Source organism: Actinomadura madurae, assembly GCF_047130825.1.
Taxonomy (GTDB): domain Bacteria; phylum Actinomycetota; class Actinomycetes; order Streptosporangiales; family Streptosporangiaceae; genus Spirillospora; species Spirillospora madurae.
The window spans coordinates 3,393,237-3,406,146 of record NZ_CP083237.1; the positions used below are offsets into that span (position 1 = coordinate 3,393,237).

General features: G+C 73.4%; 13 protein-coding genes and 1 pseudogene. 5 read left to right on the forward strand and 9 right to left on the reverse strand.

All coding sequences use genetic code 11. From position 1 onward, the window contains the following. Positions 1–33: 33 nt before the first annotated feature. Entirely contained in the window at positions 34–651 is a 618-nt protein-coding gene (locus tag K8Z49_RS15335; RefSeq protein ID WP_021593460.1) for a methyltransferase family protein, read from the reverse strand. 216 nt (positions 652–867) lie between these two features. Between K8Z49_RS15335 and K8Z49_RS15340 the strand changes: the two genes are divergently transcribed. From K8Z49_RS15340 to K8Z49_RS15355, 4 genes and pseudogenes are all read left to right on the forward strand, one after another. Then, positions 868–1,245, forward strand: a complete 378-nt coding sequence (locus K8Z49_RS15340; RefSeq protein WP_021593461.1) for a hypothetical protein — start codon at positions 868–870, stop codon at positions 1,243–1,245. Further along, on the forward strand, positions 1,242–1,724 hold the full coding sequence (locus K8Z49_RS15345) for a MerR family transcriptional regulator (protein ID WP_075022665.1): 483 nt from the start codon (positions 1,242–1,244) through the stop codon (positions 1,722–1,724). The genes K8Z49_RS15340 and K8Z49_RS15345 overlap by 4 nt, the downstream gene beginning before the upstream one ends. Before the next feature lie 114 nt (positions 1,725–1,838). Next, positions 1,839–3,428 (forward strand): annotated as a pseudogene (locus K8Z49_RS15350) (BTAD domain-containing putative transcriptional regulator); the annotation flags it as partial. A gap of 641 nt (positions 3,429–4,069) precedes the next feature. After that, positions 4,070–4,975, forward strand: a complete 906-nt coding sequence (locus tag K8Z49_RS15355) for a tetratricopeptide repeat protein (protein WP_412521077.1) — start codon at positions 4,070–4,072, stop codon at positions 4,973–4,975. Here the strand turns inward: K8Z49_RS15355 and K8Z49_RS15360 are convergent. The 5 genes from K8Z49_RS15360 to K8Z49_RS15380 form a co-directional block, all read right to left on the reverse strand. Beyond that, positions 4,941–5,507 (reverse strand): S26 family signal peptidase, encoded by a 567-nt coding sequence (locus tag K8Z49_RS15360; protein ID WP_412519326.1) that lies wholly within the window; start codon positions 5,505–5,507, stop codon positions 4,941–4,943. The two genes, K8Z49_RS15355 and K8Z49_RS15360, sit on opposite strands and share 35 nt — an antisense overlap. After that, positions 5,504–7,369 carry an ABC transporter ATP-binding protein gene (locus K8Z49_RS15365; RefSeq protein ID WP_083597973.1) on the reverse strand — a complete coding sequence of 622 codons (1,866 nt, stop codon included), beginning with the start codon at positions 7,367–7,369 and terminating at the stop codon, positions 5,504–5,506. Before K8Z49_RS15365 ends, K8Z49_RS15360 begins: the two co-directional genes overlap by 4 nt. Positions 7,370–7,378: 9 nt before the next feature. Continuing rightward, positions 7,379–7,945, reverse strand: coding sequence for a hypothetical protein (locus K8Z49_RS15370; protein WP_412519329.1), 567 nt, complete (start codon positions 7,943–7,945; stop codon positions 7,379–7,381). Between the two features lie 27 nt (positions 7,946–7,972). Further along, a complete protein-coding gene (locus K8Z49_RS15375; RefSeq protein WP_412519331.1) occupies positions 7,973–8,164 on the reverse strand; it encodes a hypothetical protein in 192 nt (63 codons plus the stop codon). A gap of 217 nt (positions 8,165–8,381) precedes the next feature. Continuing rightward, positions 8,382–9,935: a BTAD domain-containing putative transcriptional regulator gene (locus K8Z49_RS15380; protein WP_412519333.1), complete on the reverse strand. Its 1,554-nt coding sequence runs from the start codon at positions 9,933–9,935 to the stop codon at positions 8,382–8,384. A 135-nt stretch (positions 9,936–10,070) separates the two neighbouring features. On the opposite strand from K8Z49_RS15380, the gene K8Z49_RS15385 reads away from it, so the two are divergent. Beyond that, entirely contained in the window at positions 10,071–11,300 is a 1,230-nt protein-coding gene (locus K8Z49_RS15385) for a nuclear transport factor 2 family protein (RefSeq protein ID WP_412519335.1), read from the forward strand. Here K8Z49_RS15385 and K8Z49_RS15390 read toward each other — a convergent pair. The 3 genes from K8Z49_RS15390 to K8Z49_RS15400 form a co-directional block, all read right to left on the reverse strand. Then, positions 11,212–11,697, reverse strand: coding sequence for an MMPL family transporter (locus K8Z49_RS15390; RefSeq protein ID WP_412519337.1), 486 nt, complete (start codon positions 11,695–11,697; stop codon positions 11,212–11,214). The two genes, K8Z49_RS15385 and K8Z49_RS15390, sit on opposite strands and share 89 nt — an antisense overlap. Then, the gene (locus K8Z49_RS15395) at positions 11,613–12,329 is read right to left on the reverse strand and encodes an MMPL family transporter (protein WP_412519339.1); all 717 of its coding nucleotides are present in this window, start codon (positions 12,327–12,329) and stop codon (positions 11,613–11,615) included. The genes K8Z49_RS15390 and K8Z49_RS15395 overlap by 85 nt, the downstream gene beginning before the upstream one ends. 79 nt (positions 12,330–12,408) lie before the next feature. Next, entirely contained in the window at positions 12,409–12,822 is a 414-nt protein-coding gene (locus tag K8Z49_RS15400) for a nitroreductase family deazaflavin-dependent oxidoreductase (RefSeq protein WP_021593472.1), read from the reverse strand. Between the last annotated feature and the right edge of the window lie 88 nt (positions 12,823–12,910).

Below are 12,910 nucleotides of genomic sequence, written 5' to 3' on the forward strand. Positions count from 1 at the left end.
ATTCCTCGAGTGGGATCGCCGCCCGAGGGGGCGTCACCGATGTGTGTCCGGGGCGAGGCGGCCGATGCCGGGCAGGAACCGGCCGACCCGCGCGGCGTAGGCGGCGTAGGCGTCGCCGTGGGCTCTCAGCAGGTACGGCTCTTCGACGGCGCGGACCTGCATCTGGACGGCCACGATGGTCAGCACCAGGCCGAACAGCGTCACGGCGTTGGGGACCATGCCCGCCAGCCCGGCCGCGGTGACGGCCATCGTGGTGAAGATGGGATTCCGGGCCAGCGCGAACGCGCCCGCGGTGACCAGTTCGGTGCGCTCGTCCTCCTGCACTCCGATCCGCCAGGAGGAGCCCATCGAGGCCTGCGCGGCGAGAGTGCCCGCGAGGCCCGCGACGGCCAGCACGGCACCGGCCACCTGGACGGCGGGATGGTCGAGGAAGCCGACGGCGGGCAGCCCGGCCAGCGCGGCGATGGGGCCCGCGGCGCCGATGAGCAGGGCGGCGGTGAACAGCACCCGGGCCCACCACTGCGTGCTGCCCTTGGCCAGGCCGCCGCCGCGGAAGCCGGTGTCGCCGGTGCGGCGCCACTGCACCCAGGTGCGCAGCCCGAACGCGAGCCCGGCCCAGAACAGATAGATGACCAACGCGCCGATCGCCACGATGCCCTCCGGGATCGTCGAGGGAAGAAAGGAAGCGGATCAAGATCAGCGGACGCGGAAGGATTCGCAGAATAAGCGGTCCCGGGTCGTGCGCACCAGCTCCGGAGGGCCGACCTCGGCCACCTGGTCTCGTCCGCGTCGCCGGCACAGCGCGACGACCCGGTCGGCGTCGAAGGGTTGCATCCGGTACCGAGGTACGGGTTTACCGTCGAAGACATGGAACTCCACCAGGTACCGGCCGGGCAGGACGACCAGGGGTGGGCGCCGCAGGCGTGCACCCTGCCGACGGCCGAGCGGCCACTGCGGGTGGCCGAGTTCGACGCGCTGTTCACCGAGGCGGTGCGGGAGGTGCGGCCGGACGGACCGGGCCGGGTCCGGCTGGTGCTGCGCCCGGGGCCCGAGGTGGCCGGGCGGGCGGCCGAGCTGGCCGCGCGGGAGACCGGCTGCTGCTCCTTCTTCACCTTCACCCTCACCGCGACCGGCGGCGAGCTGACCCTCGACGTCAGTGCCGGCGATCGGCACTCCGGGGTGCTGGACGCGCTGACCAGCCGCGCCACCCGGATGAGCGCGGCCTCCCCGGAGGCACGGCCATGACCGGTCCCGCCGTGGAGCCGGACGGCCGGCTGCGCAGCGGGCAGGTCGCGGCCGCCGCCGGGATCGGCCCGCAGACGCTGCGCTACTACGAGCGGCGCGGCCTGCTGCGCGAGCCGGACCGCAGCCCGGGCGGGCACCGGCTGTACCCGGCCGAGGCGGTGACGCTGCTGCGCGTGATCAAGACCGCGCAGCGGCTGGGCTTCACCCTGGACGAGGTCGCCGAGCTGCTGGAGGCCGGCACGCACCGGCACCGGCGGGCCGACGCGGGGCTGCAGAGCCGCGCCCGGAGCAAGCTCGCCGAGGTCGAAGCCAAGATCGGCGACCTGCGGGTCATCGCGGGCACGCTGCGCCAGGCCCTGGAGGCCGGATGCGATGACCTGGTCGCCTGCGCCGCCGAAGAGGACTGCCCCCTGCCGTTCGCCGGCCTGGCCGCCGGCCCGTCCGGCGAAAGGGCCGCCGATCCCGGCGCCACCGGGTGAGAAGGGGCGCACTGCGGACACTGACCGGGCATCGAGGGGACGCTTGCCCGGAGAGCGCTGGAAGGCGGTGCGTCGCGGGCAGAATGGCGAAGACCGTTCTCGCCGGAGGTGCACGTGCGATTCGGCGTTCTCGGACCGCTCGTCGTCGGCGACCACGGCACGTCCCTGCCGCTGGGCGCCCCGCAGGACCGCACCGTGCTGGCCGTCCTGCTGGTGCACGCCAACGACCTGGTCGGCGTGGACCAGCTCGTCGACGAACTCTGGCCGCACCGGCCGCCCGCGCAGGCACGGGCGCTGGTGCGCGGTCACGTCTCCCGGATCCGGCGGACGCTGCGGGCCGGCGAGGCCGGGCGGGCGGCGGCCGAGCGGATCATCACCCGGAAGCCGGGCTACTTCCTGAAAGTGCACGACGAAGAACTCGACCTGCACGTCTTCGAGAAGCTCGTCGCGGACGCCCGGGAGGACGAGCGGACGCGGCGGGTCGAGCATCGTCTCGCCACGCTCCGGCGGGCGCACCGGCTGTGGCGCGGTGCCCCGTTCGCCGACGTGCCTCCCAGCCATTCCATCGCCGCGACCGTCGGCCGACTCACCGAGCTCCGGCTGACCACGCTGGAGGAGATGTACGACGCCTCGCTGGCCTGCGGCGAGGACGCCGAGATCGTCGCCGAGCTGACGGAGCTGGTCGACCGCCATCCGTTCCGGGAGCATCTGGCGGCACAGCTCATCCTCGCCTTGCATCGCAGCGGGCGGACCGCCGATGCGATCACCCTCTACCAGGAGGTCAGGCGGCGGCTGAGCGACGAGCTCGGGGTCGACCCCGGCGACCAGTTGCAGCGGCTCCACCTCGGCATCCTGCGCAACGACCCCTCCCTGGACCGGCCGGCGCCTCCCCCCTGGTCCAAACTGGATCCCGCCCCGCGGACGGCGCCCCATGGCCCGGCCGGATCGGCGAGATCCGGCCTGACGCCGCGTCAGCTGCCCGCGGCTTCCCCGGTCTTCACGGGCCGCGCCGGCGAGCTGACCGAACTCACCGGTCTGCCGGACGCCGGGACGGTCGTGATCGGTTCGATCGACGGGATGGCCGGGATCGGCAAGACCGCCCTCGCGGTGCAGGCCGCGCAGCGTCTCGCCGCTCACTACCCGGACGGTCAGCTCTTCCTCGACCTCCACGGCTTCACCCCCGGCGTCGCCCCGCTCGATCCGGCCGGTGCGCTCGAACGGATGCTGCGCGCCCTGGGGGTGCCGGGCGAGTGGATTCCGGCCCATCTGGAGGACCGCTCCGCGATGCTGCGCTCCACCCTGGCCGGACGGCGGGTGCTGCTCCTGCTGGACAACGCCGCCGACGACGTCCAGGTACGGCCGTTGCTGCCCGGTACGCCCGGATGCCTGACGCTGATCACCAGCCGGCACCGCCTGGCCGGTCTCGACGACGCGCATCTGATGTCGGTCGGCGTCCTGTCCCTCTCCGAGGCGGCCGACCTGTTCGCCCGCGCCGTCAGACGGGACGATCTGACCGCCCGGTCGCCCCTGGTGAGCGAGATCGTGGACATGTGCGGGCGGCTGCCCCTGGCCATCCGCATCGCGGCCGCCCGCCTGCGCGCGCACCCGGCCTGGACTGCCGAACAGCTCATCGAGCGGCTGGGCGACCACGACAGGCGCCTGGCCGAACTCCACGCCGGGCAGCGAAGCATGGGCGCCGCCCTCGACATGTCGTACCGTCACCTCACCGCCCGGCATCGGCGTGCCTACCGGCTCCTCGGCCTGCATCCCGGTGCCGCCTTCGGCACGGACGCGGCCGCGGCCCTGACCGGCATGCCCCGGGAGCGCGCCGAGGAGGCGCTCGACGATCTGCTGGAGGCCCAGCTCCTCAACGAGACCGCCCCCGGCCGGTACACGTTCCATGACCTCGTCCGCCTCCACGCCATGCGGATCGCGCGGGAAGAGGAACGCGAGCCGGACCGCCAGGACGCGCTCGCCCGCCTGCTCGACCACTACACGCGGACCGCCTCCCTGGCGGTGGACGTGCTCTACGCACCCCGGACTCCGCAGCGGCGCGATGCCGCACCGGCGGTCGGATCCGCTCCAAGGCCGGCCACACCGCCCCAGGCCGCGGCCTGGCTCGACGCCGAGCTCGCCAACCTGCTCGCAGCCGCCGAACACGCCGCGGACCACGACGCGCCCGGCCACGTCCTCGGCCTGTCCCGGACGCTCCAGCTCCACCTGCACACCCGGGGGCACTTCTCGCACGCCGAAACCTGCACACCCGGGGGCACTTCTCGCACGCCGAAACCCTGCACGAGCGGGCCCGTGACGCCGCTCTCCAGACCGGTGATCGCGCGGGCGAGATGTGGGCGACGATCGGCCTTGCCGACGCGTACCAGGCGACCATCCGGCTGGCGGCGGCGACCGAAGGCCACGAGCGTGCCCTCGCCCTCGCCCGCGAGATCGGCGACCGCGGCGGCGAACTCGCCGCGCTGCGCGGTCTCGGCCGCAGCCGCTACCTGGCCGGCCGGAACAGACCGGCCACCGACATCCTCGGGCAGGCCCTCCGGCTCGCCGGTGAGATCGGCGACCGCAGGGGCGAACTCCAGGTCCTCTGCACGCTCGGGCTGCTGCACTACCAGACGGGACGGCACGAGGAGACGACCCGCTGTTTCAGCCGAGGGCTCCGCATCGCCCGCGAGATCGGCGACCGCGGCGGGGAACTCCAGGCACTGTGCGGGCTCGGCCACGCCCACAGGGTGCGAGCGGAGTACGACGGCGCCATCGACCGCTACGAGCAGGCGCTCGACATCGCCGACGAGATCGGCCATCGCTCCGGAGAGGTCCAGGCGCTGTGCGGACTCGGCCACACCTACCGGTTCCGGGAGCAATTCGACCGCGCCACCGGGTACTACGAACGAGCCCTCGACCTCGCCGGGGACATCGGAGTACGCAGTTACGAGTTCGAGGCGCTCTACGGTCTCGGCAACACATGCCTCGCGACCGGCCGGTCCGGCCAGGCGCTCAACCTGCACGAGCGGGCCCTCGAAATGACGCGGAACCTCCACCAGCAAGGACAGCAGGCCCGCGCCCACGACGGCTTGGCCCGCGCACACCACGCGCTCGGTGACCGAGACCGCGCCTGCCACCACTGGGAGCGCGCTCTGACCATTCTCCACGACCTCGGCCTGGCCTACGAGGGCGAGGTCAAGGCCGCGGACGTCCACGCCAGCCTCATCGCCCTCGGATGCCGCGGGAAGGGCGGCTGACACGGCGGCCGGCGGCTCGGTGATGGACGGGCTCCTTCCCCCGGGGCTCCAGCCGGCGGACGACGACGCCGAGCACGCCGTCGCCGGAAAGGTAGCCGTAGTGGCGGGAGTCGAGGCTGCGGTCGGGGTTGTCGCCCAGGACGAGCAGCCGCCCGTCCGGCACGGTGACGTCGGCGGCGACCGAGACCGTCGCGGCCATCGCCGCCGGCACCGGATCTCCGGGCACCCCGGCCGCCCGCTTGATCACCCACCTGTGGCGGGAGAGACGCCCGGAGACCCTCGGCCGGGCGAGCGCGGCGATGCCGGGGCGGCGGGCCGCCCGGTGGCGTGCGGCCTTCTTGACGACGACGATGTCGCCGGCCCGGACGTGGCCCAGCGGACGGCGCCGCACCAGAACGCGGTCGCCCTCGTGGAGCGTGGGCCGCATGCTCGGGCCGTCCACGTCGATGACGACGTAGCGGCGGCGCAGCCAGGCGATGAGCGCGGCGGTCCCGGCGAGCGCGGCCGCGGCGGCGAGGGCGATCCAGGTCATGGTGCCGGCACGTCCACGACCGGGTGGTCCGGCTGGTAGCCGTCGGCCTGCAGCGTGAACAGGCGGGCGTACTTCCCGTCCTCCGCCATCAGCTCGGTGTGGGTGCCCTGTTCCACGATCCGTCCCTGGTCGAGGACGACGAGCAGGTCGGCGTCGCGGACGGCCGCGAGCCGGTGGGAGATCAGCACGCTGGTCCGGCCCGCGCGGTGCTCGCGCAGCCGTGTGTGGATCTCGTGCTCGGCCTCGGCGTCCAGGCCGGAGCTGGGCTCGTCGAGGATCAGCAGGTCCCGCTGGTCGCGCAGGAAGGCGCGGGCCAGCGCCAGCCGCTGCCACTGTCCCCCGGACAGGGGAACCCCGACGTCGGGGTCGTCATCTCCGGGTTTGGCCGAGAACAGGCGTGACAGCAGCGTGTCGTAGCCGTTGGGCAGAGCGGCCAGGACGTCGTCCACTCCGGCCTGTCGTGCGGCGGCCTGCACGCGGTCGCGGTCCCGGTCGCGGAGGTCGCCGAGCCCGATGTTGTCGGCCGCGGTCAGGTCGTACTCCATGTAGTCCTGGAACACCGCCCCGATCCGTGACCGCAGTTCGGCCGGGTCCATGTCGCGCAGGTCCACCCCGTCCCACAGGATCGCGCCGCGGTCGGGGTCGTAGAACCGGCACAGCAGCTTGACCAGCGTGCTCTTCCCAGCACCGTTGCGGCCCACCAGGCCCACCGACCGGCCGTGCGGGATCGTGAGATTCAGGTCGCGCAGCGCCCAGGGATGCTCCGGCGTGTAGCGGAACCACACCCCGCGCAGCTCGATACCGCGCCGCAGCGGCGGTGCCGCCTGCGGCTCGGTCGGCACCGGCAGGTCCGGCCCGCCCGCGGTGATGGTGAGGTAGTGGTCGAAGAGCACCAGCTTGTGGTCGGCCTGTGTCACCTCGCTCACCAGGGACGCCGCGGCGGCCTGGACGCCCGCGACGGAGGCGATGAGCAGCGGGACGTCGCCCGCCGTGAAGCCCCCGGATCGGGCGGTGAACAGCGCCCACAGCAGGCAGGTCCCGGCGATCCCGGCGGCCAGCACCCCGAGGCCGGACTGGGTGAGCAGGTCGCGCCGGTCCATCCGGCGCCGCTCCACGTTGGCCTCCCGCCGCTGGGCCGTCATCAGCCCGCGGAAATGGCGGGCGGTCCCGAACAGGCGCAGCTCCTTGGCCGCCTGCGCGCTGCACAGCATCCGCTGGAAGAAGATCTCCCGCCGCTCCATCGGGGTGATCCGCCACATCATCGCCGCGCGGAGCCGGGACAGGCGCAGTTCGGCGGCGAGCGCGGGGACGGCCGCGAGCGTCACCGCCACCGCCAGCCACGGGCTGATCAGCAGCAGCGAGCCGAGGAACCCGACGATGGTGATCGCGCCGCGGCAGACGGCCAGCACGCCGAACACCACCATGCCGGGCGTGCTGCCGCCGGCGCCCTGGGCCAGCGCCAGCCGGTCCAGGAACACCGGGTCCTCGAACCTGGCCAGACCGGGGAGCCGCTCGGCCGCCGCGAAGAGCCGGTCCTGGGCGGTCAGGCCGATCCGGCGTTCGAGCTCCTGCCGGAGGTAACGGGACAGATGCGGCAGCACGGCGGCCAGCACCCCGGCGGCCAGGAGCCCGCCGCCCATCCAGGCCAGACCCGGGTCACCGGCGGAGGGTCCCACGATCGCGTCCAGCGCGAGCTTGGTCAGCCACGCCACCGCGACCGGCACGACCGCCGCCATCAGCTCCAGCGTCCCGTAGCCGAGAATCTGGTACCGGCCGGCGCGCCAGGCCAGGGCCAGCGCGTGCCCGATCCTGGCGGCACCGGCCCTGGGCCCCGTCCTGGCCCCGCCCAGACTGTCGCCCATGAGCGACGGTCACACGCCGGTGCCGGCGGGCGAGGCGCCGGCGGGCGCCCCGTCCGGCTGCACGCCGCTGCCGACCACCGTTCCGGACTGGTCGAGGACGCCGAACGCGGGGAAGGACCCCAGCGCCAGCGCCGTGCCGACCGCACCGGTCGCCGGCGGCTCGACGACGACCCGGGCGACCGGCTCCAGCCGCTCGCGGTAGGTCTCCGCCTCGTCCTCCGGCCCCACGACGACGGCGATCACCTGGTCGCGTCCACCGGGAAACGTCCGCGCGGAGTCGAGGAAGGCGGGCAGCTTCTCCTCGCAGGCGGGGCAGCGCGGCGTGAAGGCGCCGACCAGGGTCCGGCCGGACAGCAGGTCCCGGGACACCGGCTCACCGGTGGTGGCGACGGCCTCGAACGACCCGGCGGTCTCCCCCTCGTCGAGGATCGCGTAGGGCCGCCGTCCCCCGGACGACACGTTCGAGATCAGCTCGGTGTGCTCGCGGAGCCGCCGGATCACGCCGAGCGTGAGAACCAGGTCCAGCAGGCTGACCGCGAGTGCCAGGACAGCCAGCGCGGCGGTGGCGGGCATCATCGAACGGATCCCTTCGTGGCGCCGTGGTCAGCAGGGGTTGCGGTAGTTGCACTCGTAGTAGCAGCTCTGGCCCGCCGGGGTGTATCGGCAGCAGAACCACCTGAGGCGGCTGATGTCGCAGTCCCCGACGTAGGCGCACGTGCATTCGGCGGACGCGTTCGCGTGCGGGACCACCAGGCTGAGCAGCCGGTCGCCGAGCCTTTCGATCTTCGTGAGCATTGCCTTCCACCCTCCTTGACCCACTTCGGGCCTTCGGTCCGAGGCGAACGCCGGCGCCCCCGGCTCCGCGCCATGCGGCGGACGTGCCGGCCGGATGTCCATCAGAGCATCCGGCGGCTTCAGATCGGTTTCACGAGCAAAGGGCGGCGCCCACGGCCGCTTGTGAAGGGGCTCGTTCCAGGGCGTGCGGCCGGACTGCGCGGGCGCCGGATCTGCTTCATCTTCGCCACCGGTGGGCATCGGTGACCCTCGGCGTCCGGTGCGGGCCGCGGTCGAGGGGCCCGCGTCCGGCTCGCAGCGCCGTCGCGACACCGTCGAGGCAGGCGTCTCCACCGAGCGCGGCGTGGGCCGCCGCGACCGTGAGCGCCAGCGGCGACCTGGCGCACAGATCGATGATCTTGTCCACCGCGGCGGGCTCGGTCGCGGCCCAGCCGGGACCGAGCCGCGCGGTCAGCAGGGAGCGGGCCTCGCCTGGACTGAGCGGGGCCAGGACGAGCGGGCGCGCTCCCTCGGCGGCGATCAAGCCGGTGAGGGGTTCCCGGCTGGTGACCACGACGAGGCTGCCCCTCGCGCCGGGGAGCAGCGGCCGTACCTGCGCGGCGCTTTCCGCGTCGTCCAGGACCACCAGCGTGCGCCGGCCGTCCATGAGCGAGCGGTACAGGTCGACCTGCTCGTCCACATCCAGGGGAACGTGCTCGACGGGTGTGCCGAGCGCCCGGATGATTCTCCTGAGGGCCTGCCCGGGGGAAAGGCGTCTCTCCGGGTCGTGGCCGTGGAGGTCCATCCATAGCTGGCCGTCCGGGAACCGGTCGGCGACGCGGTGCGCCCAGTGGCCGGCGAGGGCGGTCTTGCCGATGCCCGCGGTACCGGAGATCACGCAGATCCGCGTCGCGGAGGCGTCCTGATGCCGATCCTCAAGGAGGGTGTCGAGGATGGACAGCTCCCTACGGCGACCGGTGAAGCCGGAAACGCCCGGAGGAAGCTGCCTCGGCACCGGCGGGAACATCGTGGAGGAAGTCGCCCCGGGGCGGCCGTCGAGGACGAAGGCGTGCAGGGCCTGGAGATCCTCCCCCGGGTCCAGCCCGAGCTCGTCGGTGAGGTTCCGCCGCACCGTGTGGTAGGCGTCCAGAGCGTCGTTGCGCCTGCCACTGGCGTGCAAGGCCGTGATCAGTTGTGCCCACAGCTTTTCCCGGAGCGGGTGCTGTGCCGTCAGGGCGAACAGCTCGCCGACGATCTCGCGATGCACCCCGCGGCGCAGCTCTACATCGAAGCGTCGTTCCAGCGTCCGCATCCGCTGCTCGCGCAGTTGGGGTGCGACCTCGCGCTGCAGCCGGTCGGAGGGCACACCGGCCAGCGGTTCGCCGCGCCACAGCGCGAGCGCGCGCCCGAGCGCCTCCGACTCCGCGTCGAGATCGTCCTCGGCGGCCGCGCGCTCGGCCGTGCTCAGCCGGTCCTGGAAGCGCATCACGTCCGTCTGCCCCGGCGCGACGCGGAGGCGGTAACCGTCGACCGAGGTGGTGATGACGGCGCCTGAGACGAAAGGGGCGAGCGTCTGCCGCAGCCGGGTGACGTACAGCTGGACGACGCGGCGCGGGTTGCCGGGCGGCTCGTCACCCCAGATCACCTCGACCAGGTCCTCCACCGGCACCGGCCGGCCCGCCCGCAGCAGGAGGGCGGCGAGAAGGGAGCGGTGCTTCGGGCCGCCCATGGGCACGTCCCGCCCACCCGCCCGCATCTCGAACGGCCCCAGCAAGGCGAACTCGACGTCCATCCGCCAAGGCTGCCAAGGGCCGTTGGGCATTACGTGGACGGAACGTGGACGGCCGCGAAGGCATGCGCGCCTCGCATGGGAGGTAGGAGAAACCTGCGCTTGTTGCGGGACTCGTCCGCCCTGGAGGATCGGCGCATGAGTTCTGCGGACACACCAGACATCGCCGTCCTCGGCCTCGGCCGGATGGGCACCGCCATCGCGGCCCGCCTCGTCCGCCAGGGATGCTCCGTCGTCGGCTGGACCCGCTCCGGGCGCGAAGTGCAGGGCATCACGACCGTGTCCGATCCCGGCGCCGCGGTCGGCCGCGCGTCCGTCGTACTGCTGTGCCTGTTCGACGGCGATGCGTGCTCCAGCGTCATCGACCAGGTACGCGGGCGGCTGCCGGACGGCGCGGTGGTGGTGAACACGAGCACGGTGTCGCCCCGTGAGGCCGAGGCACTCGCCAAGGCGGTCCGGGACTCCGGCGCCGACTATGTCCATGCGCCGGTCATCGGCTCGCTGCCCGCGGTCGCCGCGGGCACGCTCACGATCCTCAGCGGTGGCGCGGAGCCCGGCGCCGCCACGCCGGTGCTCAGGGCGCTCGGCGAGACGATGGTGCTCTCCTCCCCCGCCGAAGCCGCGGCGGCAAAGCTGCTGGCCAACGGCGCACTCGGCGACACGCTCCTGGCACTGCGCGCCGGCAGGGCGTTCGCCGGCGAGCTCGGGCTTCCCGAGGAGCGGTCCTGGTCGGTGCTTGAGCGCACACCGCTCGGCGGGATGGTTCGGGCCAAGCGGGAGCGGCTGGAAAAGGAGTCGTTCGATGACGGCGATTTCACCGCCGCGGCACTGACCAAAGACCTCGCGCTGCTCGCCGGCACCGCACCTTCGGCCGCGGAGCTGTATGAGCAGGTGCAGGGCGCGCTCGACGCGGGCTCGGTCGCCGCGGACGACGACATCGCGGCGTTCACCGTCGCCCCCGGGACCGAACGGCCGCACGGCCTGTCGCTCGCGCCGAGCGTCAGCGCCCCGCCGGACGTCCTCCTGCCCCTCCAGCGTTACGTCGCCGGCCACGCCACCGGGCAGGCGGACCATCACCGCCTGGCCTTCTGGCCCACCGCGCACATCGAGGGTCTGCGTGACGGCCGGCTCGTGTCCTGGACGCTCGACGAGTACTGCAAGGTGTTCACGGGCCGTCCCGCGGAGGACGAGGCCACCCGCCGGCGGCGCATCGACCACGTCCGATGGCACGGCACGGTCGCGACCGCGACGATGACGCTGAGCCACGGCGCCAGCGTGTTCACCGACAGTTTCGTGCTGCTCCGGCTGGACGGCGAATGGCGGATCGCCAACAAGGTCTTCCACCGCGCCGACGCGCCCAGGGAGTAGCTCCCGGGACGCGTCGGCGCGGTGGGTCGGGTGGATCGGAAAGGTCGGGGTGCCGGCTCAGCGAGCTGGGCCACCAGATCCGGGGCCCCGCGTCGCGGACGAGGGCGGGCACCAGCAGCGAGCGCACGACGAGGGTGTCCAGAAGGACGCCGAAGGAGACGATGAAGGCGATCTGGACGAGGAAGGCCAGGGGGATGACGCCGAGGGCCACCAGGAACACGAATCCGTACAACGGCACCGACGCGTCGGTCCCGGTGAAACCGAAGAGGTGCTCGAAGACGAGGGCGGAGACGCCCAGGGTCGCGGCGAAGTTCAGCGCGACCGTGGCCACCAGGACGGCGGGCACCGGCAGGGAGCGGAGCAGCCCGATGAGGATGACCACGATGATCGCCAGCACGACCGGAACAATGATCTCGCGGTCGTGTTCGGCGGTCTCCTGCGTGTCGTACTGCTGGGCCGTGTAACCGCCCACGAGGGCGCCGGAGCCGGGACGGCGTGCACGGCGTCGCGGAGGTTGCGCACGGTGGCCTTCGCCGCGTCGCCGTCGGCCGCGGCGCACAGCGTCACCTCGATCCGCACCCGGCCGTCGACTCCGGAGAACGCCTCGGACAGGTCGGCCTGGGACGCGGCCGGTCCCGCCAGTTGAGCGGTGGTTCCGGGCACCTGGGCGGTGGCCCGCCGCACGTCGTCGAGCGTGGAGGGCGACTCGTCGCCGAGGCTCGGCCGAAGCTGGACGACCCCCTGCAGCGCCTTGCCGTCGCGGGACGCGATCGCCGGGGACGGCTGCCCCGCGATTCCCGGCCCGCCCGCCAGCGAGGCGAGCGCACGCGAGGCGTCGTCCCGCTGCTCCTCGCGGACCGGGCCACCGCCGCCCTCGGCGGTCCAGACCACGATCAGCGGCAGTGTCTCCTCGCGGCTGAACGCGCGCTGCGCGTCGATGACCCGCGTGGATTCGGCGCTCCGCGGCAGGAAGGACGCCTGGTCGTTGGTGGCGACCTCACCGAGCTTTCCGGCGTAGGGGCCGAGCACCGGGGCGCAGGCATCGTTACCCGCTCCCGACGACCGCGCTCCGACGACCGCAGGGGTTCTGTGCCGACGGTGGGACGCGCTACGACGGCGGGTCGATCAGAAAGACCGGGCGGGGAGCGTCCGGGCGGGCGTCGAAGGTGTCGCGGACGAAGGGGACGATGCCGAACTTGCGGCGGTAGGCGCGCAGGACGGCCTGCTCGCGGCCGCCGGTGACCTCGGTGAGGCGCACCCGCCGGAAGCGGCGTCCTCGTCCGACTTCGGCCCGGCCGTCGGCACGGACGTTGTGGACCCAGTGGGTGTCGCCGAACGGCGACACGAGCCATTCCCGGCCGTCGAACTTCAGCAGGGCGACGGGGGCGGTGCGGAGCAGGCCGCTGCGCCTGCCGGTGGTGCGCAGAAGGCGGAGGGGTCCCATCGGGACGCCCCAGGAGAGCAGGCGGGCGGGCACGCGGCTCATCCGCGCGAGGCGGGGCGGCAGGTCGGCGGAAGTCATGATCGCTCCATATCGGGCGCGGCACTAAGCGGTGTAATTCCCTCCACTTAACCGTGCCACGGCCGCCCCGAACGCGCAAGTTAAATGG

Bases quoted from the DNA above. Each gene is read 5' to 3' on its own strand.
- K8Z49_RS15380 (WP_412519333.1), bottom strand. From the start codon at position 9,935: ATGGACGTCGAGTTCGCCTTGCTGGGGCCGTTCGAGATGCGGGCGGGT.
- K8Z49_RS15400 (WP_021593472.1), bottom strand. From the start codon at position 12,822: ATGACTTCCGCCGACCTGCCGCCCCGCCTCGCGCGGATGAGCCGCGTG.
- K8Z49_RS15365 (WP_083597973.1), bottom strand. From the start codon at position 7,369: ATGGGCGACAGTCTGGGCGGGGCCAGGACGGGGCCCAGGGCCGGTGCC.
- K8Z49_RS15360 (WP_412519326.1), bottom strand. From the start codon at position 5,507: ATGACCTGGATCGCCCTCGCCGCCGCGGCCGCGCTCGCCGGGACCGCC.
- K8Z49_RS15355 (WP_412521077.1), top strand. From the start codon at position 4,070: ATGTGGGCGACGATCGGCCTTGCCGACGCGTACCAGGCGACCATCCGG.
- K8Z49_RS15385 (WP_412519335.1), top strand. From the start codon at position 10,071: ATGAGTTCTGCGGACACACCAGACATCGCCGTCCTCGGCCTCGGCCGG.
- K8Z49_RS15340 (WP_021593461.1), top strand. From the start codon at position 868: ATGGAACTCCACCAGGTACCGGCCGGGCAGGACGACCAGGGGTGGGCG.
- K8Z49_RS15345 (WP_075022665.1), top strand. From the start codon at position 1,242: ATGACCGGTCCCGCCGTGGAGCCGGACGGCCGGCTGCGCAGCGGGCAG.
- K8Z49_RS15375 (WP_412519331.1), bottom strand. From the start codon at position 8,164: ATGCTCACGAAGATCGAAAGGCTCGGCGACCGGCTGCTCAGCCTGGTG.
- K8Z49_RS15370 (WP_412519329.1), bottom strand. From the start codon at position 7,945: ATGATGCCCGCCACCGCCGCGCTGGCTGTCCTGGCACTCGCGGTCAGC.